The organism is Pseudomonas sp. SMSB3, from assembly GCF_052041965.1.
In the GTDB taxonomy this organism is placed as follows: domain Bacteria; phylum Pseudomonadota; class Gammaproteobacteria; order Pseudomonadales; family Pseudomonadaceae; genus Aquipseudomonas.
This window is the reverse complement of sequence record NZ_JBKGGV010000005.1, coordinates 171,269-194,993: the sequence shown is the minus strand read 5'-3', so window position 1 is coordinate 194,993 and position 23,725 is coordinate 171,269. Positions and strand designations below refer to the sequence as shown.

21 protein-coding genes are annotated in these 23,725 nt (G+C 63.7%); 7 read left to right on the top strand and 14 right to left on the bottom strand.

The features are described from left to right. Position 1: 1 nt before the first annotated feature. Both ACLEJW_RS11235 and ACLEJW_RS11230 read right to left on the bottom strand, forming a co-directional pair. A complete protein-coding gene (locus tag ACLEJW_RS11235) occupies positions 2 to 1,366 on the bottom strand; it encodes a GTPase/DUF3482 domain-containing protein (protein ID WP_313297811.1) in 1,365 nt (454 codons plus the stop codon). Next, the gene (locus ACLEJW_RS11230) at positions 1,359 to 2,750 is read right to left on the bottom strand and encodes a DUF2868 domain-containing protein (protein ID WP_313458212.1); all 1,392 of its coding nucleotides are present in this window, start codon (positions 2,748 to 2,750) and stop codon (positions 1,359 to 1,361) included. The genes ACLEJW_RS11235 and ACLEJW_RS11230 overlap by 8 nt, the downstream gene beginning before the upstream one ends. A 54-nt stretch (positions 2,751 to 2,804) precedes the next feature. Here ACLEJW_RS11230 and ACLEJW_RS11225 point away from each other — a divergent pair, with 54 nt between their 5' ends. Further along, the gene (locus ACLEJW_RS11225) at positions 2,805 to 3,320 is read left to right on the top strand and encodes a dihydrofolate reductase (protein WP_145191183.1); all 516 of its coding nucleotides are present in this window, start codon (positions 2,805 to 2,807) and stop codon (positions 3,318 to 3,320) included. A 39-nt stretch (positions 3,321 to 3,359) separates the two neighbouring features. Here ACLEJW_RS11225 and ACLEJW_RS11220 read toward each other — a convergent pair whose 3' ends face one another. Further along, complete coding sequence (locus ACLEJW_RS11220; RefSeq protein WP_145191186.1) at positions 3,360 to 4,751, bottom strand: L-cystine transporter; 1,392 nt, start codon at positions 4,749 to 4,751, stop codon at positions 3,360 to 3,362. 241 nt (positions 4,752 to 4,992) lie between these two features. Between ACLEJW_RS11220 and ACLEJW_RS11215 the strand changes: the two genes are divergently transcribed. Beyond that, complete coding sequence (locus ACLEJW_RS11215) at positions 4,993 to 6,048, top strand: haloacid dehalogenase-like hydrolase (RefSeq protein ID WP_313458078.1); 1,056 nt, start codon at positions 4,993 to 4,995, stop codon at positions 6,046 to 6,048. Positions 6,049 to 6,141: 93 nt separating this feature from the next. Here the strand turns inward: ACLEJW_RS11215 and ilvD are convergent, their stop codons facing one another. Next, on the bottom strand, positions 6,142 to 7,983 hold the full coding sequence (ilvD, locus tag ACLEJW_RS11210; protein ID WP_145191192.1) for a dihydroxy-acid dehydratase: 1,842 nt from the start codon (positions 7,981 to 7,983) through the stop codon (positions 6,142 to 6,144). A gap of 478 nt (positions 7,984 to 8,461) precedes the next feature. Between ilvD and ACLEJW_RS11205 the strand changes: the two genes are divergently transcribed. Then, positions 8,462 to 9,136 (top strand): magnesium transporter, encoded by a 675-nt coding sequence (locus ACLEJW_RS11205; RefSeq protein WP_256675107.1) that lies wholly within the window; start codon positions 8,462 to 8,464, stop codon positions 9,134 to 9,136. A 36-nt stretch (positions 9,137 to 9,172) separates the two neighbouring features. Here the strand turns inward: ACLEJW_RS11205 and ACLEJW_RS11200 are convergent, their stop codons facing one another. Beyond that, the gene (locus ACLEJW_RS11200) at positions 9,173 to 10,369 is read right to left on the bottom strand and encodes a class I SAM-dependent rRNA methyltransferase (protein ID WP_145191195.1); all 1,197 of its coding nucleotides are present in this window, start codon (positions 10,367 to 10,369) and stop codon (positions 9,173 to 9,175) included. Positions 10,370 to 10,611: 242 nt separating this feature from the next. Between ACLEJW_RS11200 and ACLEJW_RS11195 the strand changes: the two genes are divergently transcribed. Together ACLEJW_RS11195 and mutM are read left to right on the top strand one after the other, a co-directional pair. Then, positions 10,612 to 11,430, top strand: coding sequence for an HDOD domain-containing protein (locus ACLEJW_RS11195; protein WP_178108366.1), 819 nt, complete (start codon positions 10,612 to 10,614; stop codon positions 11,428 to 11,430). 3 nt (positions 11,431 to 11,433) lie between these two features. Beyond that, entirely contained in the window at positions 11,434 to 12,246 is an 813-nt protein-coding gene (mutM, locus tag ACLEJW_RS11190) for a bifunctional DNA-formamidopyrimidine glycosylase/DNA-(apurinic or apyrimidinic site) lyase (RefSeq protein ID WP_145191201.1), read from the top strand. 45 nt (positions 12,247 to 12,291) lie between these two features. On the opposite strand, the gene ACLEJW_RS11185 is transcribed toward mutM, so the two are convergent. From ACLEJW_RS11185 to ACLEJW_RS11175, 3 genes are all read right to left on the bottom strand, one after another. Continuing rightward, positions 12,292 to 12,543, bottom strand: a complete 252-nt coding sequence (locus ACLEJW_RS11185; RefSeq protein ID WP_009683359.1) for a YfhL family 4Fe-4S dicluster ferredoxin — start codon at positions 12,541 to 12,543, stop codon at positions 12,292 to 12,294. 108 nt (positions 12,544 to 12,651) lie between these two features. After that, positions 12,652 to 13,131 (bottom strand): pantetheine-phosphate adenylyltransferase, encoded by a 480-nt coding sequence (gene coaD / locus ACLEJW_RS11180; RefSeq protein ID WP_145191204.1) that lies wholly within the window; start codon positions 13,129 to 13,131, stop codon positions 12,652 to 12,654. A gap of 115 nt (positions 13,132 to 13,246) precedes the next feature. Continuing rightward, positions 13,247 to 14,677 (bottom strand): coniferyl aldehyde dehydrogenase, encoded by a 1,431-nt coding sequence (locus ACLEJW_RS11175; RefSeq protein WP_313297830.1) that lies wholly within the window; start codon positions 14,675 to 14,677, stop codon positions 13,247 to 13,249. A gap of 150 nt (positions 14,678 to 14,827) precedes the next feature. Here ACLEJW_RS11175 and ACLEJW_RS11170 point away from each other — a divergent pair, with 150 nt between their 5' ends. Further along, on the top strand, positions 14,828 to 15,493 hold the full coding sequence (locus tag ACLEJW_RS11170; RefSeq protein ID WP_145191208.1) for a TetR/AcrR family transcriptional regulator: 666 nt from the start codon (positions 14,828 to 14,830) through the stop codon (positions 15,491 to 15,493). Positions 15,494 to 15,527: 34 nt separating this feature from the next. Then, a complete protein-coding gene (locus ACLEJW_RS11165) occupies positions 15,528 to 16,382 on the top strand; it encodes a sulfurtransferase (protein WP_145191211.1) in 855 nt (284 codons plus the stop codon). Between the two features lie 37 nt (positions 16,383 to 16,419). Here ACLEJW_RS11165 and ACLEJW_RS11160 read toward each other — a convergent pair whose 3' ends face one another. The 6 genes from ACLEJW_RS11160 to ACLEJW_RS11135 all read right to left on the bottom strand — a co-directional run bounded on the left by ACLEJW_RS11160 (position 16,420) and on the right by ACLEJW_RS11135 (position 23,627). Next, on the bottom strand, positions 16,420 to 17,412 hold the full coding sequence (locus ACLEJW_RS11160; RefSeq protein WP_313297838.1) for a hydrolase: 993 nt from the start codon (positions 17,410 to 17,412) through the stop codon (positions 16,420 to 16,422). A 60-nt stretch (positions 17,413 to 17,472) separates the two neighbouring features. Continuing rightward, positions 17,473 to 18,825 carry a M16 family metallopeptidase gene (locus tag ACLEJW_RS11155; protein ID WP_440777546.1) on the bottom strand — a complete coding sequence of 451 codons (1,353 nt, stop codon included), beginning with the start codon at positions 18,823 to 18,825 and terminating at the stop codon, positions 17,473 to 17,475. Next, complete coding sequence (locus tag ACLEJW_RS11150; protein ID WP_440777545.1) at positions 18,818 to 20,113, bottom strand: M16 family metallopeptidase; 1,296 nt, start codon at positions 20,111 to 20,113, stop codon at positions 18,818 to 18,820. Before ACLEJW_RS11150 ends, ACLEJW_RS11155 begins: the two co-directional genes overlap by 8 nt. Positions 20,114 to 20,192: 79 nt before the next feature. Further along, positions 20,193 to 20,795: a 16S rRNA (guanine(966)-N(2))-methyltransferase RsmD gene (gene rsmD / locus ACLEJW_RS11145; protein ID WP_145191222.1), complete on the bottom strand. Its 603-nt coding sequence runs from the start codon at positions 20,793 to 20,795 to the stop codon at positions 20,193 to 20,195. Further along, complete coding sequence (locus ACLEJW_RS11140) at positions 20,795 to 22,279, bottom strand: M16 family metallopeptidase (RefSeq protein WP_440777544.1); 1,485 nt, start codon at positions 22,277 to 22,279, stop codon at positions 20,795 to 20,797. The genes rsmD and ACLEJW_RS11140 overlap by 1 nt, the downstream gene beginning before the upstream one ends. Next, positions 22,272 to 23,627: a M16 family metallopeptidase gene (locus ACLEJW_RS11135; RefSeq protein WP_313297852.1), complete on the bottom strand. Its 1,356-nt coding sequence runs from the start codon at positions 23,625 to 23,627 to the stop codon at positions 22,272 to 22,274. Before ACLEJW_RS11135 ends, ACLEJW_RS11140 begins: the two co-directional genes overlap by 8 nt. Between the last annotated feature and the right edge of the window lie 98 nt (positions 23,628 to 23,725).

Below are 23,725 nucleotides of genomic sequence, written 5' to 3'. Positions count from 1 at the left end.
ATCAGATCTGTGCAACCAGCGCCTCGAGCTGCGCTTGGCGCTCAGCCTGATTGAGCTTTGCCCCTGGGTTGAGCGTGGACCACTGTGGATGTGCACGCGCCTTGTGCAGGGCTTCCGGTAGCTTGCCCTCGCGCCAGGCCTTTTCGTCCAGCGCGTCCAGGCGGATGCGTTCCTGGGCCGCATGCCCGCGGTTGTCCAGTGCCGCCATCAGCCGTTGCTGGCGCAGTGCCAGCAGGCGCAACACCGGATCGTCTACGGTCAGCTCACGCTGACCTTTGAATTTGCCCATCAGCCGCGAACCATAGTTGCGCGCGGTCTGCAGTGCCCCACCGGCAATCGCCCCGGCCAAGGCGGCTGCGCCCATTGTCAGTCCACCGACCAGCAGATCGACACTGGCGCCTGCCGCGGCGCCTGCCGCCACCCCGCTGCCCAGCCGCACGCCCAGCAACTTCAGGGTTTCAGGGTTGAACAGGTCATCGCCCCAGCGGCCGTCCAACAGCGGTAGCTCATCGGCATTGGCATCTTCACGGCGGAACGCATACAGCTTGAGCAAAGCTTCGACACAGCGCTGCTCGCGCTGGCGTATTTGCTGGCGCAGCGCTTCGATGGCCGCTGCCTGCGCCGCTGGCTCGGTTGCCACACTACGGCGGCAAGCGGCGCAGTCGAGCAGCAATTCGGCGATCAGGCGCTTGCCGCTGTGCTGGCGCGCCAGGCGCTGCGCTTGCTGATCGTCGATCAACCGCTGCAGAGCGGGGCGTGCATCCTCCAACAGCAGCGCGAGGCTTTCATACAGGCGTCGCTCACCATCTTCGGGAGGGGCCACGCTGTCGAACCGCACCAGGGCGTGCAGGCCAAGCCGAGCAAGGGCTTCACGCCACTGCGGCTCGCGGTGCTGGTCGCTGGCGACGAAGTTGAGCACCGGCAGCAAGGGTTTACCGCAGCTGGCCAGCACTTCCAACTCGTCACGGTATTTGGCCAGCACCGGCTCGCGGGCATCGATGACGTACAGGCCGGCGTCGCTGGCAAGCAGCTGGCGCAGCACCTTGGCTTCCTGCTCGAAGCGCTGGCGAGCCTCGCTGCCCTGCAGGAAACGCTCGAGGCGCGCTGGCCCGTCCAGGCGTTCGCCAGGGCGCTCGAGGCGCTCGAGATGATCGAGCAAGGCGATGGCGTCTTCCAGACCGGGCGTGTCGTACAGTTCGAGCAACGCTTGGCCGTCGACCGATAGCCGTGCCCCTTCGACGTGACGGGTGGTGCTGGGGCGGTGCGATACCTCGCCAAAGCCGACATCGCGCGTCAGCGTGCGCAGCAGTGAAGTCTTGCCGACGTTGGTGTGGCCAACCACGGCCAGTTTCAGCGGCTCAGTCATGGCCATGCTCCAACCAGTTCAGAGGCAGGGTATCGACGTGGACCAGACCCAGGCGATCAAGTGCCGCATGCCAGTCCCCTAGGCGCTCGGCATCCAGGGTCTGGCGCGTATCTGCCTGGAGCAGCCAGATGCGGGTGGCGCCGGCATTGCGTGCAAGCTCCGCAAGCAGCGCCAGGCTGCCACGGTCAGGCGAGCGCTGCGGGTCGCAGGCGATGGCCAGGCGGGCGGGGGCGAAGCGGCCGAGCTGTTCGAGCAGTTTGTTGCGAGATTCGCGGCTGTCGAGGATCCCGGCATCGGCCACGCCTGCAGGCAAGGCAGGTGGCCAAGGGCGCTGGTCATCCAGTTCCAGGCCTACCAACAGCGCACCGCTGCTGCTGGGTGCGTGCTGATCAGCGCAAAAGTGCGGCAGCGCATCGGGAGCGGCGTCGTGCACGCCAATCCGTTCGCTGCGGGGCATCAAGGCATCGCGTAGTTGCGCATAACCCGGCAGGCTGAGGTCCAGGCTCAGGCGCGCCCGACCCTGGCGCCAGCGCCACAGGCACAGTGCCGCCAGCAGCAGGCGCGGCAGTACGCCATACACCAGCACTATGCCCAGCAACCAACTGGCCCAGGCTTGCCGAGCGTTATCCACAGCCGTCAGCGTGTCGCCGCTGGCGCGGATCATCGCCTCGTCAGGCACGGCGAAACCCAGCAGCGCAGGCAATGCGCCCAGCCCTTGGGTGAGGGTGATGAACGGCTCGGCGGCGAGCAGGGTCGTCTCCCACACAAAGCCGTAACGGCGCGTAGCCAGCAAGGCCACCAGCATTGCCAGCGCCGCGGCCATCGCCAGCAGCCACAGGCTGTGCACCAGCAGGCCGAGCAGCCAGCGGCTCAGGCGCTCGCGCTGCAACAACACCAGCAGGGCAGGCGCCAGATGCGCGGCCTTGGCATCGCGGGCCAGACGCTCGCTCAACCACAACCACAGGCGCCCGAGGATGGCGCCGTGCTCGCCACTCAGGGCAAACCCGACGGCCCAGCCGAGCAGCATCAGCAGGTTCAGCCCCAACAAACTGCCCAACGCCCAGAACACATTGACCGGGCGCAGGCCATCGCCCAGGGCGGCGAACGCAAGCCCCGCGCCGCTGCCAAGGGCCAGCAGCAACAACACCAGCAATGCCAGACGAGCGCCTTGCTGCCAATGGCGCAGGGCACCAGTGGTGCCGTCGCGTTCGGCAAGAAACAGTGCGCGCGTCTGAATCCGCGCGGCCAGGTCGCCGCCGTGCTGGCGGGCGTGGCGGTTGGCCTCCTGATCGGCGAGCAGGCCCGCGTGTTCTTCGCGCAGGCGTATCGCTTCGGTGAGCCAGCGCTTGTCCAGTGCAGTCAGTGCAGTCACAGGGTCTTCCAGTACGTGGTTCAGTGCAGAAGCATAACCCAGACGCCCGGTGCTATCCTCGCGGCTATGAATACATCACTTCCCCTCAGCCTGATCGCGGCTCACGCCGAGAACCGCGTGATCGGCATCGACAATTCCATGCCCTGGCACTTGCCTGGGGACTTCAAGTACTTCAAGGCCACCACCTTGGGCAAGCCGATCATCATGGGGCGCAAGACCTGGGATTCGCTTGGCCGGCCCCTGCCCGGACGGTTGAACCTGGTCGTCAGCCGCCAGCCGGGCCTGCAGCTGGCAGGCGCCGAGGTGTTCGCGTCCTTGGAAGCTGCCGTGGCGCGGGCCGAGCAGTGGGCGTTGGAGCAGGGCGTCGGCGAGCTGATGCTGATCGGTGGGGCGCAGCTCTACGGGCAAGCGCTGCAGAAGGGGCTGGTCAGCCGGATGTACCTGACCCGGGTGGAGTCATCACCGCCAGGCGATGCCTGGTTTCCCGAGTTCGACAAAGGCCAGTGGACCTTGAGCGCGAGCCAGGCACAAGCGGAAGAGGGCAAGCCCGTCTACCATTTCGAGGTGTGGGACAAGCGCTGAGTGAAAGGGGCTGCAAGTTACCTAGCAGCCCCTTTGCCGTCAGGTACGGCTCAGCTCGGCATGCTCGTCTTCGGCCATGACCTGCTTGTCGGTTTCCTTGAGCAACTGGCTGGTGACCACGCCTGCGGTCATCGAGCCATTGACGTTCAACGCGGTGCGGCCCATGTCGATCAGCGGCTCCACGGAAATCAGCAGCGCCACCAGTTCCACCGGCAGACCCATGGCCGGTAGCACGATCAGCGCGGCGAAGGTCGCACCCCCACCCACGCCGGCAACACCTGCCGAACTCAGCGTGACGATCGCAACCAAGGTGGCGATCCACAGCGGGTCGAAGGTATCGATGCCCACCGCTGGCGCGACCATCACCGCCAACATGGCCGGATAAAGGCCGGCGCAGCCATTCTGGCCGATGGTAGTGCCGAAGGATGCGCTGAAACTGGCGATCGACTGGGGTACGCCCAGGCGCCGGGTTTGCGCCTCGATGTTCAGCGGGATGCTGGCCGCGCTCGACCGGCTGGTGAAGGCAAACGTAAGCACCGGCCAGACCTTGCGCAGAAAGCGCAGCGGATTCACGCCGGTACCGGCCAGGATCAAGCCGTGCACAACGAACATCAACGCCAGGCCCAGATATGACACCAGCACGAAGCTGCCGAGCTTGAGAATGTCCTGCAGGTTCGAGCTGGCCACGACCTTGGCCATCAACGCCAGAACGCCATAGGGCGTGAGCTTCATTACCACCCGCACCAGGCGCATGACCCAGGCTTGCAAGGTGTCGATGGCCGACAGCGCGCGCGCGCCCTTGTCGGCGTCGTCCTTGATCAACTGCAACGCGGCGAGGCCGACGAAGACGGCGAAGATCACCACGCTGATGATCGAGGTCGGCTTGGCTTTGGCAAGGTCGCCAACCGGGTTGCTCGGGATGAACGAGAGCAGCAACTGCGGGACATTGAGGTCGGCGACCTTGCCCGCGTAATCACTGTGGATCACCTGCATGCGTGCGCTTTCCTGAGCGCCCGCCACCAGGCCCTCGGCGCTCAGGCCGAACAGGTTGGTGAGGAGGATGCCGATCAGTGCGGCGATGGCGGTGGTCAGCAGCAACGTGCCGATGCTCAGGACGCTGATCCGGCCCAGCGACGAAGCATTGTGCAAGCGCGCCACGGCGCTGAGGATCGAGGCGAAGATCAGCGGCATGACGATCATCTGCAACAGACCAACGTAGCCGTTGCCGACCAGGTCGAGCCAGCCGATGGTGGCCTTGAGCACCGGATGGCCGGCGCCATAGACGCTGTGCAGGGCCAGACCGAAGGCCACGCCCAGGGCCAGCCCCAACAGGACCTTCTTGGCCAGGCTCCAGTCGGTGTGGCGGGTTCGCGCCAGGCCCAGCAGCAGGACCAGAAATGCCAACAGGTTGAGAGACAACGGCAGATTCATTGAAGCTCCAGGTAAAAGCAGAAGAGGCATCGCCTCTGTGAGCGATTGCGAACGGAAATGCTAACAGCCTGAAAACAAACGAATTTATATCTAAAGGTTATTTGCTTAGTCGCTTATGGAATAACAGGTTGTCGGTTTTGGCAATGAACACGTCGTTTACAACTGTTTCCACGTCGTTGTGAGCGACCGCAAGCGGCCAAAGTTGCACTAGCGTTGATGGGTCAACCCAGGAGAATCGCACATGAACGTCAGGCGCAATGCTCTCGCGCTGGGGCTGTCGCTGTTGTTTACGAGCACAAGCTTCGCCACCGAACTCAAGCACTGGCCTGCCGATGCGGCCAGGCAGCTCGATGCCATGATTGCCGCCAATGCGCACAAGGGTAACTACGCGGTGTTCGACATGGACAACACCAGCTATCGCTACGATCTTGAAGAGGCGCTGCTGCCGTTCATGGAGAACGAAGGCTTGCTTACCCGCGACAAGCTCGATCCCTCGCTCAAGCTGATCCCTTTCAAGGACACCGCCGAGCACAAGGAAAGCCTGTTCAGCTATTACTACCGCCTGTGCGAAATCGACGACATGGTCTGCTACCCCTGGGTAGCGCAGGTGTTCGCAGGCTTCACCCTCAAGGAACTGAAGGTTCAGGTCGATGCCTTGATGGCCAGCAGCAAGCCCATTCCCAGCACCTACTTCGAGGGCGATCAAGTCAAGGCCATCGAGGTGCAACCGCCGAAGGTCTTCACTGGCCAGGCCGAGTTGTACAACAAGCTGATGGAGAACGGCATCGAGGTCTACGTGATTTCGGCAGCATCCGAAGAACTGGTACGCATGGTCGCTTCCGATCCCAAGTACGGTTACAACGTCAAGCCGCAGAACGTGATTGGCGTCAGTCTGCTGCTCAAGGACCGCGCCAGCGGGCAACTCACCACCGCGCGCAAGCAGATCGCCGCCGGACAGTACGATGCCCAGGCCAACCAAGACCTGGAGCTGACGCCCTATTTATGGACCCCGGCAACCTGGATGGCCGGCAAGCAGGCGGCCATCCTCACCTATATCGACGAATGGAAAAAACCGCTGCTGGTGGGTGGCGATACCCCAACCAGTGATGGCTACATGCAGTTTCACGGCGTGGACGTGAACAAGGGCGGCATCCACCTGTGGATAAACCGCAAGGCCAAGTACATGGATCAGCTGAACGGCATGATCGCCAAGAACGCAGCGGCCCAGGCCAGGGCAGGGTTGCCGGTGACGGCAGACAAGAACTGGGTGATCGTGACGCCCGAGCAGATTCAGTAGGCCGCAGGTCTGTGCCGCTCGGCATGAATGTGACAGGCATAAAAAAACCGGCGCTCAAGGCGCCGGTTTCTGTTCAACACGCTCAAGAGAGCCTCACAGCCCTTCGAGCATCGCCTTGTTACGCACCGCACCTTTATCGGCGCTGGTCGCCAACAGGGCATAGGCTTTCAGCGCGGTGGTCACTTTGCGCGGGCGCACTTCAGCCGGTTTCCAGCCTTTCTGGTCCTGCTCGATGCGCCGCTGGGCCAGTTCTTCATCGCTGACCAGCAGGTTGATCGAACGGTTGGGGATGTCGATCAGCACTTTGTCGCCGTCGCGCACCAGGCCAATGGCGCCGCCAGCGGCAGCTTCCGGCGAGGCGTGACCGATCGACAGACCCGAGGTGCCGCCCGAGAAGCGACCGTCGGTAAGCAGGGCGCAGGCTTTGCCCAGGCCTTTGGACTTCAGGTACGAGGTCGGGTAGAGCATCTCTTGCATGCCCGGCCCGCCTTTCGGACCTTCGTAACGAATGATCACGATGTCGCCGGCCTTCACTTCGTCAGCGAGGATGCCGCGTACGGCGCTGTCCTGGCTTTCGAAGATCTTCGCAGTGCCTTCGAACACGTGGATCGACTCGTCGACACCTGCGGTTTTCACCACGCAACCGTCCAGGGCGATATTGCCGTACAGCACGGCCAGGCCGCCTTCCTGCGAGTAGGCGTGCTCGAAGCTGCGGATGCAGCCGTTTTCACGGTCGTCGTCGAGGGTTTCCCAGCGGGTCGACTGGCTGAACGCGGTCTGCGTCGGGATGCCGGCCGGGCCTGCCTTGAAGAACGTATGCACGGCTTCGTCGTCGGTCTGGGTGATGTCCCACTTGGCGATGGCTTCTTCCATGCTGCGGCTGTGCACGGTCGGCAGGTCGGTGTGCAGCAAGCCGCCGCGAGCCAGCGACCCGAGGATGCTGAAGATGCCGCCAGCGCGGTGCACATCCTCCATGTGGTACTTCTGGATATTCGGCGCCACCTTGCACAGCTGCGGCACTTTGCGCGACAGCCGGTCGATGTCGCGCAGGTCGAAGGCCACCTCGCCTTCCTGGGCCGCAGCCAGCAGGTGCAGGATGGTGTTGGTCGAGCCGCCCATGGCGATGTCGAGCATCATGGCGTTTTCGAACGCCTTGAAGTTGGCGATGCTGCGCGGCAGCACCGACTCGTCGTTGTCCTGGTAGTAGCGTTTGCACAGCTCGACGATGGTGCGACCGGCAGTGAGGAACAGCTGCTCGCGGTCGGCGTGGGTAGCCAGGGTCGAGCCGTTGCCCGGCAAGGCCAGGCCCAGCGCCTCGGTCAGGCAATTCATCGAGTTGGCGGTGAACATGCCGGAGCACGAGCCGCAGGTCGGGCATGCGCTGCGCTCGTACTCGGCGACTTTCTCGTCGGAGGCGGTAGAGTCAGCGGCAATGACCATGGCGTCGACCAGGTCCAGGCCGTGGCTGGCCAATTTGGTCTTGCCGGCTTCCATCGGCCCGCCAGAGACGAAGATCACCGGAATGTTCAGGCGCAGGGCGGCCATCAGCATGCCAGGGGTGATCTTGTCGCAGTTGGAGATACAGACGATGGCATCGGCGCAATGGGCGTTGACCATGTACTCGACGGCGTCGGCGATGATCTCGCGGCTGGGCAGCGAATACAGCATGCCATCGTGACCCATCGCGATGCCATCGTCGACCGCGATGGTGTTGAATTCCTTGGCCACGCCACCGGCGCGTTCGATCTCGCGGGCAACCAGCTGGCCCAGGTCCTTGAGGTGCACATGCCCCGGGACGAACTGGGTGAACGAGTTGGCGATGGCGATGATCGGTTTCTTGAAATCTTCGTCCTTCATCCCGGTGGCGCGCCACAGGGCACGCGCGCCGGCCATGTTGCGGCCTTGGGTGGAGGTCTTGGAACGATAATCAGGCATGAAACACTCCTGGCGGCTTAATCAGGTCACAAAAAGGGAGTGAGCTTCTCTTGTCCTCTGCGCCGCAGGTCGGTTGCCACTGGCACGGATGGGGCCGAAGACCGCGCGGGATCGCCGCGTGCTTGGCCAGAGCTCATAAACCCGCCGGGGATGACTGGCGATGAATAGGCCGATTCTACACCGCTCTGGCGGTGAGGGAATGAAGATGTGTCTGGACGGTGCCTTGGGGCGAATTCCCGGTTGGCTGTAAGGGGCTTCCGAAAAGCCGTTCAAGGGGCAGACCTGATCCGCGCTGCTGTCTATCATCCGCCGCGCCGCATGAGCGGTTTGACGAGAAAACCCATCCATGGACCTTCCCAGTTTCAGTTCATCGCGAACCTGCAAATTGGCACTGAACGCGTCGACGTCAGCGCCTGCGGCGGCCTGAACGCTTCAGTTCGAGTCTCGTGGGCGCCAGCGTTGGCGCCTGGAGACTCACATGCTGTCTGACTGCACAACCTGCACCCACTGCAAACAAACCCTGACGCCTGAACAGACCAGCGCGGCGCTGGAACGGCAACGGCAGGAAGCCACCGAAGACTTCCACAAGGGCGCATCGATCACCAATCACGTGGGCAACCTGCGCCAGGCTACTGTTGGCCTGCTGTACCGCAAGCGCGTCCTGTGGTTGGTGCTGTTGGTGTTCGGCAACCTGTTTTCCGGCGCAGGGATTGCCGCCTTCGAGGAAACCATCGCTGCACATATCGTCCTGGTGTTCTTCCTGCCGCTGCTGGTAGACAGCGGTGGCAATGCCGGCGCGCAATCCGCGACGTTGATGGTGCGGGCGCTGGCGACCGGCGAAGTGGTCATGCGTGACTGGCTGCGAATGCTGGGACGCGAGTGCGGGGTGGCCCTGGCGCTCGGGGGCACCATGGCCCTCGCGGTGGCGTCGTTGGGGGCACTGCGTGGTGGGCCTGAAATCGCCGTGATCGTGGCCAGCAGCATGCTGGTGATCGTCTTGATCGGCAGCCTCATCGGCATGAGCCTGCCTTTTTTGTTCACCCGCCTGAAGCTCGACCCAGCCACCGCCAGTGGCCCGCTGGTGACCTCGATTGCCGATGCGGCGGGGGTGCTGGTGTATTTCGGGATCGCCTCGCAGGTACTGGACATCTGATACCGGCCGGGGCGCAGGGCGCCCCAGCCGCAGGCGTCAGCTGTTGGGCAGCAGGCGGCAGGTGATGCTCTTGATGTAGCGGGTTTCGGCAATGGCCGGGTGTACCGGATGGTCAGGGCCCTGGCCGCCGCGTTCGAGCAATTGCAGGTTGCGGTCCAGGTGGCGTGCGCTGGTCAGCAGGATGTTGTGCAAGTCATCTTCGGGCAGGTGCATCGAGCACGACGCGCTGACCAGGATGCCATCCTTGTTCAGCATGCGCATGGCCTGTTCGTTGAGGCGGCGGTAGGCGCCTTCGCCGTTTTTCAGGTCTTTCTTGCGCTTGATGAACGCGGGTGGGTCGGCAATGATCACATCGAAGCGCTCTTCAGCGGCCTTGAGCTCGCGCAGGGCCTCGAACACGTCGCCTTCGATACAGGTCAGCTTCTCACCGATACCGTTGAGCGCGGCGTTGCGCTCGACGCCATCCAGGGCAAAGCCTGAGGCATCGACGCAGAAGACTTCACTGGCGCCGAACGCCCCAGCCTGCACGCCCCAGCCACCGATGTAGCTGAACAGGTCGAGCACGCGCTTACCTTTGACGTAAGGTGCCAGGCGCGCGCGATTCATGCGGTGGTCGTAGAACCAGCCGGTTTTCTGACCTTCACGCACCGGGGCTTCGAACTTCACGCCATTTTCTTCCAGTGCGACCCAGTCCGGCACCTCGCCATAGACCGTCTCCACATAACGCTGCAGGCCCTCGGCGTCGCGCGCTGCGGAGTCGTTCTTGAACAGAATGCCGCTGGGTTTGACCACCTGCACCAGGGCGGCGATTACCTCATCCTTGTGCGCTTCCATGGTGGCCGAAGCCAGTTGCACCACCAGGATGTCGAAGAAACGGTCGACCACCAGCCCCGGCAGCAGGTCGGAATCGCCATAGACCAGGCGATAGCACGGCTGCTCGAACAGGCGCTGGCGCAGCGACAGGGCGACGTTCAGGCGGTGTACCAACAGCGACTTGTCCAGCGCCAGCTTGCTGTCGCGCGACAGCAGGCGGGCACAGATGAGGTTGTTCGGACTCAGGGCGACGATGCCCAGCGGTTTGCCGTTGGCAGCTTCGAGCACTGCCTGCTGGCCGGCCTGCAAGCCCTGCAACGGCGTAGCGGCCACGTCGACCTCGTTGCTGTAGACCCACAGGTGGCCGGCGCGCAAGCGGCGGTCGGCATTGGCTTTGAGGCGAAGGCTGGGCAGGGACATGAAGTCGCTCCGGGAAAAAAGAGCGGAATTATAACGCGTTGGCCCAGGCCACGCTGCATGCCATGACCGCAACACGGTCACGCTGGACACCAATTGTCTGAATTTTCTACTGCACTCATTGATCCCAGCAATTGGTATGCCGGCGGACTACAGCGTTAGAATTCCCCGTCCTTCACGAGTATGTACGCATGTCCCAAGAACTCAGCGCCGAACAGATCCAGCAAGCCTTGCAGGGCATCACCATTCCGCCGCAGCCGCAGATCATGGTCGACCTGCAGTTCGAGCAGTACATGCCAGACCCCGACCTGGAAACCATCGCCAAGCTGATCGCCCAGGACCCGGGCCTGGCCGGTGCCCTGCTCAAGCTGGTCAACTCGCCGCATTTCGGCCTGTCCAACAAGATCGGTTCGATCCAGCGGGCGGTGAACCTGCTGGGCAGTCGCTCGATCATCAACCTGATCAACGCCCAATCGATCAAGGGCGAGATGAGCGACGAAACCATCGTCACCCTCAACCGTTTCTGGGACACCGCGCAGGACGTGGCCATGACCTGCCTGACCCTGGCCAAGCGCACCGGCATCCAGCCGGCCGATGAGGCCTACACGCTCGGGCTGTTTCATGATTGCGGTGTGCCGCTGATGCTCAAGCGCTTTCCTGAGTACATGCAAGTGCTGGAAGAGGCCTATGCCAAGGCAGACGAGCAGACCCGGGTGGTGGACACCGAGAACCGCGCGTTCAATACCAATCACTCGGTGGTGGGCTATTTCACCGCCAAGTCATGGCGCCTGCCGGAACACATCAGCGCCGCGATCGCCAATCACCATAACGCCTTGGCGATCTTCCGCGAGGAGTCCTCACGCAACACCCAAAGCCAGCTCAAGAACCTCCTGGCGGTGCTGAAAATGGCCGAACATATCTGCGCCTCCTACCGCGTGCTGGGCAACCAGAGCGTTGACCACGAATGGCTGGCCGTCGGGCCAATGGTGCTGGACTACATCGGTCTGTCGGAGTACGACTTCGATAACCTCAAGCAGAATATTCGCGAGATGGGCGGGCACTGATCGATGCCGGAACTTCCTGAAGTAGAAACCACCCGCCGCGGCATTGCCCCGCATCTCGAAGGTCAGCGCGTCAGTCGGGTGGTGGTGCGCGACCGGCGCTTGCGCTGGCCGATCCCGGAAGACCTCGACGTGCGTCTATCCGGGCAGCGCATCGTCAGCGTCGAGCGACGCGCCAAGTACCTGCTGATCAACGCCGAGATCGGCACCTTGATCAGCCACCTGGGGATGTCCGGCAACCTGCGCCTGGTCGAGATGGGCCTGCCCGCCGCCAAGCATGAGCACGTGGATATCGAGTTGGAGTCAGGCCTGGTGCTGCGCTATACCGATCCACGGCGCTTTGGCGCCATGCTCTGGAGCCACGACCCGCTCAATCATGAGTTGCTGTTACGCCTGGGCCCAGAGCCGTTGACCGAGTTGTTCGATGGCGAGCGCTTGTTCCAGCAGTCACGTGGCCGTTCGATGGCAGTCAAACCGTTCATCATGGACAACGCCGTGGTCGTGGGTGTCGGCAACATTTACGCAACCGAGGCGCTGTTCGCAGCCGGCATCGACCCTCGTCGGGAGGCAGGGGGAATTTCGCGGGCGCGTTACCTGAAGCTTGCTGTCGAGATCAAGCGCGTGCTGGCAGCCGCGATCGAGCGCGGGGGCACTACCCTACGCGACTTCATCGGTGGTGATGGCCAGCCAGGCTATTTCCAGCAGGAATTATTCGCCTACGGCCGTGCCGGGCTGCCCTGCAAAGTGTGCGGCACGCTCTTGCGCGAGGTGAAGCTCGGCCAACGTGCAAGCGTGTTCTGTCCGCGCTGCCAACGCTGAAGCAGGCTGTAGCGCTGCCGCTGGGCAGCGCTGGCCCGAGCGACTTCAGGCTTTGCCAGTGATCCGGCGGTACTTGGCCATCAGTTGCTCTTCGGTTTCCGGGTGCGCTTCATCCAGTGGGATGCAGTCGACCGGGCACACCTGCTGGCATTGCGGCTCGTCGTAATGACCCACGCACTGGGTGCACAGGTTCGGGTCGATCACGTAGATCTCTTCGCCTTGGGAGATGGCCTCGTTCGGGCACTCGGGTTCGCAGACGTCGCAGTTGATGCAATCGTCGGTGATGATCAGGGACATGGGGGCTCCGGCCAGGGCTCTGCGCCCAGGCATGTTCAACGCTGTGGGCACAATTGTGCCGCATTCGCGTCCGCAGTGCACGCGGGCGCGACGTTCAGCTGCGCGAGGTCACTTCTTGAAACGTTCGGTCAAGGCCGCGGCCACCGCCGGGTGGACGAACTTGCTGATATCGCCGCCCAATGCCGCTATTTCACGGACCAGGGTCGAGGAAATGAACGAGTAGCGCTCGGACGGTGTGAGGAACAGGCTTTCGACGTCTGGGGCCAACTGCCGGTTCATGTTCGCCAGCTGGAATTCGTACTCGAAGTCCGACACAGCGCGCAGGCCGCGCAGGAACACGTTCGCGCCCTGCTCCTTGGCAAAATGCGCCAGCAGCGACGAGAAGCCGATGACCTCGACATTGGGCAGGTGCCGGGTGACCTCACGGGCCAGCTCGACCCGTTGTTCCAGCGGGAACAGGGGGTTTTTCTTCGGGCTGGCCGCCACCGCGATGATCACGTGGTCGAACAGGCGCGAAGCGCGCTCGACCAGGTCGCCGTGACCTTTGGTAATGGGGTCGAAAGTACCCGGGTACAACACTCGGTTCATCGCGTCATCCTGGCTGGAGTGCGTTGGGGAGTCGGATGGTAGCGCAGCGACTGCTGCCCGGCCAAGTCATGCGGCCGGCCGATGGCACTATAGACAGAGGGGCGATTCCTTGTCATCAACGGATGAACAGCTTGTAGACCAAGCGTTGCAGGGCTTTGCCATACGGTGGGTAGATCAACTTCGCCGCGTTGAAACGCTGTTTGGCCAGCACCGCCTTGGCCTTGCTGAAGGTCAGAAACCCTTCGCGTCCGTGATAGTGGCCCATTCCAGAGGGGCCGACACCGCCAAACGGCAGATCATGCTGGGCCACATGGACCAAAGTGTCGTTCAGGCATACCCCTCCGGAGTGGCTGTGCTGCAACACGTGCTGCTGCTCGTCGCGGTCATAGCCAAAATAATAGAGCGCAAGGGGGCGGGGTCGCTGATTGACGTAGGCCAGGGCATCGTCGAGCTTCCTGTAGGGCACCAGCGGCAACAGGGGGCCGAAGATCTCATCCTGCATCACCTGCATGCTGTCGTCAGTGTGGGTCAGCAGGTGCGGTGGTAGGCGTCGACCCTGGCGCGGCTCATGGGCATACAGGTCAAGCACTTGCGCACCTTTGCCGCGGGCGTCGTCGAGCAAGTGCTGCAGGCGCTGCAGCTGCCGTGCGTTGATGATCGCACTGTAGTCGGGATTGGCGGCGATGCGCGGGTACAGGCGGCGCATCGCTTTGCCGTATTCATGGGCAAATTCGTTCAGGCGCTCCTGGGGCACCAGGACGTAATCAGGTGCAACGCAGGTCTGGCCGGCGTTGAGGGCCTTGCCGAAGGCGATACGCTCGGCGGCAGTGGCCAGGGGCACGCTGGCCGAAACGATGGCCGGCGACTTGCCGCCCAGCTCGAGGGTCACCGGGGTGAGATTGTGCGCCGCTGCCTGCATCACCTGACGCCCCACGCTGGTGGCACCGGTAAACAACAGATGATCGAAAGGCAAACGGGCGAAGGCCTGCCCCACTTCGACTTCGCCCAGGACTACGCTGACCAGGTCGTCAGGGAAAACCCGTTGCAGCAGCGCCTTGAGCGCCTTGGCGCTGGCCGGGGCAGCTTCGCTGAGTTTGAGCATGACCCGGTTGCCGGCGGCCAGTGCGCAGGTCAACGGACCGATGGCCAGAAACAACGGGTAGTTCCACGGCACCATGATCCCGACCACCCCCAGTGGCTGGTATACCACCTTGGCGCTGGCCGGTTGGAAGGCCAGCCCTGCGCGGCGTCTGGCGGGGCGCATCCAGCGCTGCAGATGACGCTGGGCATGGCGAATGCCCTGCATGCAGGGCAGCAGCTCGGCCAGCAGCGTTTCATCGGCACTGCGCCCGGCAAAGTCCTGGTCGACGGCGGCGATCAATGCCTGCTGATCGCCAAGCAGCGCCTCGCGCAGGCTGTGCAGCCATTGCTGGCGCTGCGCCGCAGGCGGCATGGGGTTGCTGGCGAAGGCCAGGCGTTGGGCGGCGAAGGTTGTCTCAAGGTACGTGTCGCTGCTCACGGCAGGCAGAGTGATTGGCGAGGTCAAGGCAGGGCTTCCGGCTGGGCTGCGATGCCTAGAGCCTATACGCAAAGCGCGCGCACGGTGAGGGTTTTGCATCGCCATCCGAAGGTGCATCGGCGGGCGCATTCGCCGTAAGATGAGGTCATTGCAAAGAACGCAGACTGGAAGCCGAGCATGGCCCCGCGCAGCAAAACCCGAGAGCGCATCGTGCAGAACAGCCTGGAGCTGTTCAACCTGCAGGGCGAGCGCAGCGTCAGTACCAACCATATTGCCGCGCATATGGAGATCTCGCCCGGCAACCTGTATTACCACTTCCCCAACAAGCAGGCGATCATCGCCCAGTTGTTCAACCAGTACGAAGAACTGGTGGACAGCTTCCTGCGCCCGCCCCAGGGGCGGCCTGCTACCGTGCAGGACAAGCGCTTCTACCTCAAGGCCTTGCTCGCGGCGATGTGGAACTACCGCTTCTTGCACCGCGATCTCGAACATCTGCTGGACAGCGACCCGGACCTCGCGGCGCGCTATCGGCGCTTCTCCAGGCGTTGCCTGCAGCAGGGGCAGGCGATCTATCGCGGCTTCGTCGATGCCGGGATCCTGAGCCTGGACGCTGCCCAGGTGGAGTCGCTGACCATCAATGCCTGGATCGTGCTCACCGCCTGGGTGCGTTTTCTCAGCACCACCCGCGAACATGCCGCGCACTTGAGTGAAGAAGCGTTCAAGCGCGGTGTTTATCAGGTGCTGGTGCTGGAATCGGGTTTCGTCACGCCTACCGCGCGCGCCGCGGTGGATGCCCTGTGCGAAGAATTTCATGTCTCGTTCAACCAGGCCCTGGAGCAGTGACCGGGGTCATCGTGTCATCGATCAGGAGATTGTCATGCCGCTTGCGCAATTGATCACCCCGCAGCAGTTGGCCGAGCGCCAGGGTTCACCCAAGCTGGTGATCCTCGACTGCCGGTTTGCCTTGGAAGATGTCGATTATGGCCAGCGCAGCTATGCCGAAGGGCATATTGCCGGGGCGCACTTCGCCGACCTGGAGCGTGACCTCAGTGGCCCGGTGCACAAAGGCCAGACCGGCCGCCACCCACTGCCGGATCCGCAGCGGTTGGTCGAGCGCCTGCGTGAGTGGGGCATGGATAACGACAGCCAGGTGGTGCTGTACGATGATGGTCCGGGGGCTTTCGCCGCGCGGGCATGGTGGTTGCTGGCCTGGTTGGGCAAACGCAGCGATGTCGCCATCCTCGACGGTGGCCTCAAAGCCTGGCATGCCGCGCATCTTCCGCTGAGTCTGGATGCACCACCCAAGCGCGAAGGGGCCTTCAGCGGTGAAGCCGACCCGCAGTTGCTGATCGATGCCGAACAGTTGGCCAAGCGCCTGAAGGATCCGACGCTGACCTTGCTCGATGCGCGGGCGCAGCCGCGTTTTCGCGGTGAGGTGGAGCCCATCGATCCCGTGGCCGGTCACATACCTGGCGCGCAGTGTGCGGCATTCAGCGAAAACCTCGATGACGAAGGCCGCTTTCTGTCGCCGCAGGCGCTCAAGCAACGGTTCGCCAAGCAACTGGCCGGACGCTCGCCTGAGCAGGTGGTCGCCTATTGCGGTTCCGGGGTCACCGCATGCCATAACCTGTTTGCCCTGGCCTTGGCCGGTTATCCGATGGGTACCTTGTATGCCGGGTCCTGGAGCGAGTGGATCAACGATCCCCAGCGTGCTGTCGCCACGGGCGATTGAACGACAACCGAGCGTCGAGGCAGCACTTGGCGTGCGCTCATTGGCCGTTGGTCAGCCACTGCGGAATTCTGCGCTCCAGGTAATACCGCGGGTTGCGCAGGCTGCCCTCGACGAAGCCTACATGGCCCCCCTGCGCATGGAGTTCCAGGTGCGTTTGCGGCGCCAGCTCGTCGGCAGTTGGCAGGCTCTGAGTGCATACGAAGGGATCATCATGGGCGTGGATGATCAGCGTCGGGGTGCGATTCTGGCCAAGGTAATAGCGGCTCGAGGCACGGCGATAGTAGTCGTGCACATCGGCGAAGCCGTTGAGCGGCGCAGTGACCTTGCCATCGAAGTCCCAGAACGTCTTCAAGTTGCCCAGTGGCCCCAGACGCTGCAACTGCGCCAGCCCTTCATGCTGGCCATGCGCTTGGAAATGACGTTGCTTGAGCTGCACATAAGCGGTCATTTCCCGCATGAAATGCGCTTGATAGACCTTGGAGAAACCTCGGCCAATGCGGTCGGCGCACTGGTCCAGGCGAAATGGCACCGACACCGCTACCGCCGCTTGCAGCTCACTGGCCGCCGCGCTTTCGCCCAGGTACTTGAGAAGTATGTTACCGCCTAGCGAATAGCCAACGGCGTATAGCGCGGCCAGGGGGCGTCGGGCGCGAACGTGGGCGATCACTTCGGCAAGGTCTTCGCTGGAGCCGGAATGGTAGCTGCGCGGCAGCAGGTTCGGCTCGCCTGAGCAACCCCGCCAGTTCACCGCCACGCTAGCCCAATCAACGGCCTGCAAGGCTTGCTGAAGACCTTTGACATAAGGTGAATCCGAAGAACCGGTCAGCCCGTGCAGCACCAGTACCAGCGGCGCGTCGATGCGCTGCGGGCCATGCCAGTCGAGGTCGAGAAAGTCGCCATCGGCGAGCCACAGGCGCTCCCGCTTGCGCGGCAGCGCCGGCAGTTTGCGCCACAGCGGCCCCCATAACGTCTGCAAGTGCGGGTTGGAGAGGCCGATGGCCGGGCGGAAGCTGACAGGAAGGCTAGGCATGCTGGGCAACTCATGAAGTACCGGCCTAGAGTGCCATGAAACCGCTCGGCTGTGTCTGCGCTATCGGTCGGTCGTGGGCGGGGTGGGCAAGGGCGCTTGTGGCGCCGCTGGCCCTACGCTGATCTTCACCAGGCCTTCGAGGTCGAGGCGGCGTCGGAGGGTCTCGCGTACGGCCTGCGGCGTAAGGCTGGCCAGGCGCTCGGTAAACGTGTTGAGGTAATCGGCAGGCTGCTGTTGATGCGCCAGCTGTGCCAGCAACCCGGCCAGGCTTTTGTTGCGGGCCACGCTGCGCAGCAGTTGCCCAGCGAGTTGTTGACGCGCCAGTTGCAGTTCGGCCGCTGTTGGGCCTTGGTCGATGAAGTCGGCGAGCAGCGTCTGCACCAGCTCCTGCGCTGCCTCTACATAGGCTGAGGCGATATCCCACTCGATGAGAAACACACCGCCTGCCCGTAGCGGCGACAGGCTCGAATGCACACCGTAGGTCAGCCCCCGACGCTTGCGCAGTTCGGCGTTCAACCTCGATTGCAAGCCCGCACTCAACACATGGTTGGCCAAGCGCAGGGCCAGATACTGGGGATCATCGGCGGGAACCGCCACAGGCAACGCCAGGCAGACCGCAGTACTGGCGCCTGGCCGTTCGACATGAATCTTCGCCGCCCCGGCTGTGGCCGCCGCGGTTGGCTGCGCAGCGGCCCAGCCTTGGGGCAAAGCTTGACTGAGCTGGTCTGTGAGACTGCGTGCTCGTTCCAGGTCCAGGTCGCCAACCAGGCTGATCTGCAGGTTGCTGGCGCTGTAGGCGATGCGGTGAAAGGCGCGAAGGTCTTCAACGGTGACGGCATCCATGCCTGCGGCCGTACTGCCCAGCAGATTGCCGTACGGGTGTTCGGCGAACAGCTGGCGGTAAGCGGCAATCCGTCCGGCCACCGCTGCGATGGCCTGCTGCGAGCGATTGTGGGTGTGCAGCTGTTGCTTGAGCCGAGCCAAGGCAGGGGCCGGAAAATCGGGCTTGGCCAGCATGCTGGCGAACAGTGCCAGCGCTGGCTCGAGCAGCGCCGGGTCGCTCAGGCTGCGCAGGCTGAGGGTGGAATAGTCCATATGAACGCTTTTTGTCAGCACCACACCCAGGCCTTCGACGCGCTCGGCCTGTTCAGCGGCGCTCCGGCCGTCGGTGCCTTCATCGAGCATGTACAGGGTCAGGGCGGCCAGGCCGGACTTGGCGGTGTCCTGCGCGAAGCCTGCGCCGAAGCGCAGCACCAGATCGACGATCGGCAGGCCGCTGGCCTCGACGAACCGCACGTCGGTGCCCGAGGCGTTGGTCCAGCTGTGAACCTGGGTCTGCGCGCTTTCCAGCAGGTCCAGATCAAGCCCCTGCAGCGAAGTCAGCCCGGAAGGGCGGGTCGATGTGTCAGCCATGGTTGCTCTCCTGATCGTGCATCAACGTCGTGCTGAGGCGGCTTTGCTGCAGATAGTCATGGGCAGCCTGTTGTAGCTGCTGGCCGGTGACGGATTCGATGGCCTTGGCTTGGTCAACCAGCGTCAGCGGGTCGAGGCCGCAGGCGGCAAAGCGCCCAACGGCGGCGGCCTGCTCGGCGATGTCATCGCGCGCAAAGGCTCGGCTGGCGCGCAGTCGGGCCTTGGCACGTTCGATTTCGCTGCTGCTGGGCGGCGCCTGGCGCAACAGTTCCAGCTGCTGCATGATCTGCTGCGCGGCCTGCTGTGGGCTGGCGTGAGCCGGATTGCTGAAGGCGTAGATGCGCAGCAGGCTGTCGCCTCGCAGGTAAGGCTGGTAGTCGGCTCTGAGCGCTTGCAGGATGGGTTGTTCTTGTATCAGTGCGCGGCGCAGCCGCGATGCCGTGCCTGCGCTGAGCAGTTCAGGGATCAGTTGCAGGGCGTGCGCCTGGGTCGGGTCATTCGCGGTGACCAGGCTCGGTACGTTGAAACTCATGATCACGCCTTCGCGCAGGCCGGCGATGCTCAGCCGCTCGGTGCGCTGGGGAAGTGCCGTCGGCCTTAGCGGCCCCAGTGGATCGGGCAAACGGTTGGCCGCAATGGCGGCAAAATGGCGCTCGACCAGCGTGCGCAGCCGTTGCAGGTCGGTAGAGCCTGCAATCACCAAGGTGGCATTGTTGGGGTGATACCAGCTTCGGTACCAGGTACGGGCCGCCGCAGCGGTCATGTGCTGCAAGTCCTGCTGGTGGCCGATCACCGGCGTTGCATACCGGCTCTGGCCATGCGCCAGGATCAGGTTGCGTTCAAGCGCCAAGGCTAGCGGGTAGTTGTCGACGTTCGCTCGGCGCTCTGCCATGACCACAGCCAGTTCGCGCGCATAGGGCGCATCGTCCAGTGTTGCGCTTGCCATCGCATCGGCCATGGCCTCGAGCGCCACTTCCATGCGGCTGGCCGTGAGCGTGATGGGGTAGACCGTGGCGTCTTCGCCGGTGTAGGCATTGGGTGCGCCACCCAGGCGGGTCATCAGCGTCACGTATTCGCCGGGTGCCAGCTTGCTGCTGCCCTCGAACATCAAGTGCTCGAGCGCGTGGGACAGGCCCGAATGGCCATCGGGCTCATAGCTGGAGCCGACGTGGTACCACAGCTGTACGCTGACCAGCGGCGCCCGGTGGTCTTCATGAAGGAATACGCGCAGGCCATTGGCAAGCGTGAAGTGTTGCAGGGAGGAAGGTAGGTCAGGGCCGTCGAGCATGGCTGAAACGCTCCTAAGGGGAGGAGGGAGCAGCTTCAACCATCTCGAGGGGTGGGTCGGGGTACTTAGTTGATACCGGTCAGCCCCGTTGCCATAGGGCGTAGTGCACCTGGCCGGTTTTCTTCTCGCGGTGCAGGCGCCAGTTGCCTGGCAAGGTCAACGTCGAAGGAGCCGCCTCGCTTTCGGTGTAGATCCAGGCCTGGTCGCGCAGCCACTGGTTCTGCTCCAGCAGGTTGCAGGCATTGGCCAGCAGGTCCTGGTGAAATGGCGGGTCCAGGAACACCAGGTCGAACTGTTGCTTGGCCGGGGCATTCAAGTAGCGCAAGGCGTCGGTCTGCAGGATCTGCCCGCGAGGGCAGCGCAGGATCTCGAGGTTGTTCTTCAGGTTGGCGATGGCCGCAGGGTTGCTGTCCAGCGCCACCGCATCTTCAGCCCCGCGCGACAGGGCTTCGAGTACCAGGGCGCCGCTGCCGCTGAAGGCATCGAGGACATGCGCACCCTCGATGTACGGCGCCAACCAGTTGAACACGGTCTCGCGCACGCGATCAGGGGTGGGCCGCAGGCCTTCGCCATCGGGGACAGCCAGGCGGCGACTACGCCACTCGCCGGCGATGATGCGCAGGTGACCCTGGCCCTTGCTTTGGCCCTGCGCCGAGCGGGCGGGAGGGGTGGATCTAGGCATTAATGCTCCGGTACGCCGAGCGGCTGCTCGGACGGTTTGTCAGTAGGCGCCGGCAACGGCTTTTGCGGCACTTTCGGGCCGACGGTAACGATCACCAGTTTATCCGACGCCAGATGCTTGTTCATCGCCGCCTTGACCTGCTCGACGGTCAGGGCCTGGGATTGCTGCATGAAGTCTTCGAGCCAGGTCAGCGGCAGATTGTAGAAGCCGATCGCCCCCAGTTGTCCGACGATGCTGGCGTTGCTGGCATTGGACAATGGGAAGCTGCCGGCCAGCTCGCGCTTGGCATCGTCCAGTTCCTGCTGGGTCGGGCCACCCTTGAGGTAGTCGGCAAGGATACCCTGCACCAGTTTGAGCGTGCCTTCGCTGAGCTCGGCACGGGTCTGCAGGTTGATCATGAACGGACCACGGACCTGCATCGGGCTGAATGACGAGTAGACGCCATAAGTCAGGCCACGCTTTTCGCGCACCTCGCTCATCAACCGGGTGCCGAAGGCGCCGCCACCGAGGATCTGGTTACCCAGCGACAGTGCCGGCCAGTCCGGGTCCTGGCGATCGATACCGAGCTCGGCGAGCATCAGGTGGGTCTGGTTGCTCGGGAAGTCGATGTGCGTGCTGCCGGCCTTGGGCTCAACCGGTTGCGCCGGTGCGGCCAGCGCTGGCCCCTTGGGCAGCGCGGCGGATACCTGGGCTGCGATGGCTTCGGCTTCGTCTCGGCCCAGGTCGCCCACCAGCGCGATCACCGCGTTACCCGCGGTATACGCCTTGGCATGGAAGGCGCGCAGGTGCTCGACGGTGATGCCCGGGATGCTTTCAGGGGTGCCATCGCTCGGCTGGGCATAGGAGTGGTTGCCGTAGAGCTTGGCGTACAAGGCCTTGCCCGCGATCTTTGCAGGGTTCTGCTTTTCGTATTCGAAGCCCGCCAGGATCTGGTTCTTGATGCGTTTGAGCGCATCCTGCGGGAATGTCGGTTTCCCGGTGACTTCGGCGAACAGCTTGAGCGCCGGCTCGCGTTTGTCCTTGGCGCTGAGGCTGCGCAGCGAGGTGACCGCCATGTCGCGGTACGAACCGTTGCCAAAATCGGCGCCCAGGCCTTCGAAACCTTCGGCAATGGCAGTGACGTCCTTGCCGGTGACGCCTTCGTTGAGCATGGCGTTGGTCAAGGTGGCCACGCCCGGCGTCTTGCCATCCTGACTGCTGCCGGCGGCGAACGTCACGCGCAGGTCGAACATCGGCAGTTCGCGGGCTTCGACGAAGAGCACCCGTGCGCCTTCGGCAGTGGTCCAGTTCTGGATGTTCAGCGTGCGCCGGCTGGGCGCCTTGCCGTCGAGCTCTGCCAGCGACTGCAAGGTGTTGGCCGGGCGGGCGGCACTGCTTTCGGCCTCGGCGTGCGCCAGCTGTGGCAGCACGGCGGTCAGGGCGACAGCCAGGCCCAGAATGCCGGCGCCGAGCAGGCTGTGACGTGGTGCGCTGCGATCACTCATCGGCGGACTCCTCGGGCAGTACATGGGCAACGCTCAGGCGTTCGCGGGTGAAATAGGTCTTGGCGGCGTTCTGCACATCCTGCGCGGTGACCTGCTTGAGTTCGTCCAGTTCGCTGTCGATCAGCTTCCAGGACAGACCGACGGTTTCCAGCTGGCCAATGGTGGTGGCCTGGCTGCTGATCGAATCGCGGTCGTAGACCAGGCCGGCGATGACCTGGGCGCGCACGCGCTCGAGTTCTTCGGTGCTGGGCGGGGTGCTCTTGAGCTCATCGAGCAATTGCCAGACGCCTTTCTCGACGTCGGCCAAGGTCTTGTGCTGCTGCACATTGGGCGTGGCTGAAATCAGGAACAAGCTGTCGCCGCGGGTGAAGGCGTTGTAGCTCGACGATGCCCCGGCCACCAATTCCTGGCCACGCTCCAGGCGTGCCGGCATGCGGGCGCTGTAGCCACCGTCGAGCAGGGCCGATATCAGGCGCAGGGCATGTGCAGTGCGTGGGTCCTTGGCCGTGGCCAGGCCTGGCACGTTGAAGCCGTAGATCAAGCTTGGCAGCTGTGTGCGCACATGCAGCGTGAGCTGGCGTTGGCCGGGTTCGGCAAGCTCCAGCGGTAGCTTGGCGGGCGGCACGCTACGCTTGGGAATGTTGCCGAAGTACTTCTGGGCCAGATGCTTGACTTCATCGGCGGTGACATCGCCGACCACCACCAGCGTCGCGTTGTTCGGTGCGTACCAGGACTCGTACCAGTGGCGCAGTTCCTCGACCTTCATGCGCTCGAGATCGGCCATCCAGCCGATGGTCGGGGTGTGATAGCCGCTGGCTGGATAAGCCATGGCGCGGAACAGCTCGAAGGCCTTGGACGTCGGCTGGTCATCGGTGCGCAGGCGGCGTTCTTCCTTGATCACCTCGATCTCGCGGGCGAATTCGTCGGCCGGCAGGCGCAGGCTGCCCAGGCGATCGGCTTCAAGCTCCAGTGCCACCGGCAGGCGGTCACGGGCCAGCACTTGATAGTAGGCGGTGTAGTCGTCGCTGGTGAAGGCGTTTTCTTCCGCGCCAAGGTCGCGCAGGATGCGCGACGCTTCGCCTGGGCCGATCTTGGCGCTGCCCTTGAACATCATGTGTTCCAGGGCATGGGACAAACCGGTCTGGCCTGGGGTTTCGTAGCTGGAGCCGACCTTGTACCAGATCTGCGACACCACTACCGGCGCACGATGGTCTTCGCGCACCACCACCTTGAGGCCGTTGTCGAGGATGAATTCGTGAGTGGGTTGCACATCGGCGGCGAAAGCTGCCAGTGGCAGGCAGAGCGTGCTGAGCAACAGGCCAGCGGCGCGGCGGGCTAGAGCATTCATACGGTGATTAACCTGTTCGGCGGCCTGCTGGTTTAGCGTCGGCGGGCCAGGAGGTGCTAGGATACTGATCCGGTTGCCTGGCGACCATGCCTGTCGCC